Origin of the sequence: Pantoea sp. EKM101V (assembly GCF_011800325.1) — a bacterium.
Taxonomy (GTDB): domain Bacteria; phylum Pseudomonadota; class Gammaproteobacteria; order Enterobacterales; family Enterobacteriaceae; genus Pantoea; species Pantoea anthophila.
In genome coordinates this window covers 1-560 of record NZ_JAALFP010000039.1, presented here as the reverse complement: position 1 = coordinate 560, position 560 = coordinate 1, and the positions used below count along the sequence as shown (strand labels likewise).

1 pseudogene is annotated in these 560 nt (G+C 59.5%); it reads left to right on the top strand.

Annotated elements, in window-relative coordinates:
- Window positions 1–62: 62 nt before the first annotated feature.
- A pseudogene (locus HFD92_RS21530) lies at window positions 63–560 on the top strand (DUF2235 domain-containing protein); the annotation flags it as partial.

Sequence of the window (560 nt, the reverse complement as noted above, 5' to 3'; positions counted from 1 at the left end):
GTGAGCCCCGGCCGGCCGGGCTACCCAATCAACGAACCGCTGCAGATGCCGGAGCCGAAAGTATGTCCGAAATAATCACCGATCTGGCGTGGTTCCCACCGGCGTTTCCGGCACAGGGGCGTTTACCCGCTCAGGCTGCGCTGGTTGGCACAAACTGCGCGCAGCAGGATAACCACGAGCTGGCTTACCGGCAGGAGCTGTGCCTGGCCGCCGGGCGGCGCGTGGAGCCCCCCTGCTGCAAGACCCTGCATATCAGCCTGTTTTTTGACGGCACCGGTAATAACCTTAATCACGACTTATATATTGCTGACCCGAAGCACCCCACCAATATTGCCCGTCTGTTCCGTGCAACCATCGGCCAGGGCTATGCCGGGGGGCTGGCGGACAAAAAAGCGGAGCTGCTGGATGCCAGCGGCAGCGGTGATGACAAATACTACAAATATTATATTCCCGGCGTCGGGACACCTTTTCCCGAGGTGAACGATCTGGATTTCAGCATGATGGGGCTGGCAGCAGCGACCCACGGTGAGGACAGAATAAACTGGGGTCTGCTGCGGATT